The organism is Mesorhizobium sp. M4A.F.Ca.ET.022.05.2.1 (assembly GCF_003998845.1).
GTDB lineage: Bacteria > Pseudomonadota > Alphaproteobacteria > Rhizobiales > Rhizobiaceae > Mesorhizobium.
On sequence record NZ_RZOJ01000612.1, the window covers coordinates 1 to 2,472 of the forward strand.

3 protein-coding genes are annotated in these 2,472 nt (G+C 66.5%); all 3 read left to right on the forward strand.

Going from position 1 to position 2,472, the window contains the following annotated elements; all coding sequences use genetic code 11:
- Positions 1 to 822: PDZ domain-containing protein (locus EN745_RS33575; RefSeq protein ID WP_127423227.1), on the forward strand; the 822-nt coding region annotated here is incomplete at its 5' end.
- Positions 823 to 1,028: 206 nt separating this feature from the next.
- Positions 1,029 to 1,703 (forward strand): response regulator transcription factor, encoded by a 675-nt coding sequence (locus EN745_RS33580; protein ID WP_126055758.1) that lies wholly within the window; start codon positions 1,029 to 1,031, stop codon positions 1,701 to 1,703.
- A gap of 8 nt (positions 1,704 to 1,711) precedes the next feature.
- Positions 1,712 to 2,472: HAMP domain-containing protein (locus tag EN745_RS33585; RefSeq protein WP_127423228.1), on the forward strand; the 761-nt coding region annotated here is incomplete at its 3' end.

A 2,472-nucleotide genomic window follows, 5' to 3' on the forward strand; every position in this document is an offset into this window, starting at 1 on the left:
TATGACGACTTCCTGCAGATCGACGCCTCGGTCAATCGCGGCAATTCTGGTGGCCCGACCTTCAACCTCAATGGCCAGGTCGTCGGCATCAACACCGCGATCTTCTCGCCCTCGGGCGGCAGCGTCGGCATCGCCTTCGACATCCCGGCCTCGACCGCCAAGGAAGTGGTGCAGGACCTGATGAAGAGCGGCTCCGTCCAGCGCGGCTGGCTGGGCGTCGAGATTCAGCCGGTCACCTCCGACATCGCGGAATCGCTCGGGCTGAGGTCCGAGAAGGGCGCGCTGGTGTCGAGCGCGCAGGACGACGGTCCCGGCAAGAAGGCCGGCATCACCGCTGGCGACGTCATCACCCAGGTCGACGGCAAGGATGTCGCCTCGCCGAAGGAACTCGCCCGCCTGATCGGCGCCTTTGCGCCGGGCAAGTCCGTCGATGTCACCGTGTGGCGCGACGGCAAGAGCGAGACGATCAAGGTCGACCTTGGCAAGCTGCCCGCCAGCGACAAGCAGGCGTCGAACGATGACAGCAAGCAGCCGGCGGCGCCAAAGGCCGACACGCTTGCCGATCTCGGCCTGACCGTCACCAAGTCGGAAAACGGCAAGGGGCTGGTCGTGACCGATGTCGATCCCGACAGCGATGCGGCCGACCGCGGCATCCAGCCCGGCGATGTCATCACCTCGGTCAACTCGATGGAGGTGAGCGGCACGGCGGATGTCGACAAGGCGATGGCCGATGCCGTGAAGGCGGGCCGCAAGGCGGTGCTAATGCAGATCACCCGCGACGACTCGAACCGCTTCGTTGCGCTGCCCGTCGCCAAGGGCTGACGTTCGCAACTTTCCCGAAGCGGCGGTTTCAACACCCCCGAGCCGCCGCGGGGGAAAGCACGGGGCCCGAATACGTTAGTCAGTCACCGTGTTCCGACCCCGGCGGCAGCGGGCTTCCCATCGCCCGCTGCCGCTCCCAACCATCAAAGGCCATTCCGTGCATGCCGGCTCCTCATTCTCAGGGCGAAATCGCGTATAACGGCTCTATGAAGATTCTCGTCATAGAAGACGATCGCGAGGCCGCCGATTACCTGCAGAAGGCCTTTGCCGAAGCCGGCCATACCGCCCATGTCGCCGGCGACGGCGAGACCGGCTTCGCGCTTGCCGACGCCGGCGATTATGACGTCATGGTCGTCGACCGCATGATGCCGCGCCGCGACGGCCTGTCGGTCATCGCCGGCCTGCGCTCCAGGGGCAACACGACGCCAGTGCTGATCCTGTCGGCGCTGGGCGAGGTCGACGACCGCGTCACCGGCCTGCGCGCCGGCGGCGACGATTACCTGACCAAGCCCTACGCATTCTCCGAATTGCTCGCCCGCGTCGAGGTGCTCAACCGCCGCGCCAGCGCCAGGGAAGCCGAGACCGTCTACCGCGTCGGCGATCTCGAGCTCGACCGGCTTTCGCACTCGGTCAAGCGCGCCGCGCGCGAGATCACGCTGCAGCCGCGCGAGTTCCGCCTGCTCGAATATCTGATGCGCCATGCCGGTCAGGTGGTGACGCGCACCATGCTGCTCGAGAATGTCTGGGACTACCACTTCGACCCGCAGACCAATGTCATCGACGTCCATGTCTCGCGGCTGCGTGGCAAGATCGAGAAGGGCTTCGACAAGCCGATCCTGCATACGGTCCGCGGCGCCGGCTACATGCTAAAGGGTGGGTAAGGCCGATCATGGCTCTTTCCCTGCCGGCCATCATGAGGACGACGGCAGCGCGGCTCTCGGCGCTCTATTTCCTGCTTTTCGCGCTGTGCGCCGTGCTGCTCGTCTTCTACATGACCTCGCTGTCGGCGCGCATGCTGACCGCGCAGACGCAGGATACGATCAACGATGAAGTGGCTGGTCTCGATCGTGCCTATCGGCGCGGCGGCCTGCCGGTCCTGGTCCGCGTCGTCGAAGCACGTTCCCGCCAGCCCGGGGCCAACCTCTACCTCATCGCCGACGCCAACGGGCAGATCTTGACCGGCAATGTGCAAAGCCTGGAGCCGGGGGTCATCGAAACGGAGGGCTGGACGACAGAGCCATTTTCCTATCAGCGTTTCGGCGAGGGCGAACTCGACCGGCTGCGCAGCGGGGCACCCGACCAGGCCACGCCGCCGTCCGGCGAGCCCGAAGCGCAGGCCGAGGGCGAGAAGGGCCACAACGCGATCGCGCTGGTGCTGCGGCTGCCCAACCAGATGATCATGCTGGTCGGCCGCGACCTCGGCGAGCCCGAGCGCTTCCGCGCCGTCATACGCCGCGCCTTGATGCTCGCGCTGGGCATGATGGGGCTTGGCGGGCTCCTGATCTGGTTCTTTGTCGGGCGCGCGGCGCTGAAGCGCATCGACAGCGTCTCGGAGGCCAGCCGCCGCATCATGGGCGGCGACCTGTCCGGCCGCCTCCCGGTCACCGGAGCCGGTGACGAGTTCGACCGCCTGTCCGAGAACCTCAATAC

Excerpts from the sequence above, each read along its gene's own strand:
- EN745_RS33580 (WP_126055758.1), top strand. The coding sequence starts at position 1,029 with ATGAAGATTCTCGTCATAGAAGACGATCGCGAGGCCGCCGATTACCTG.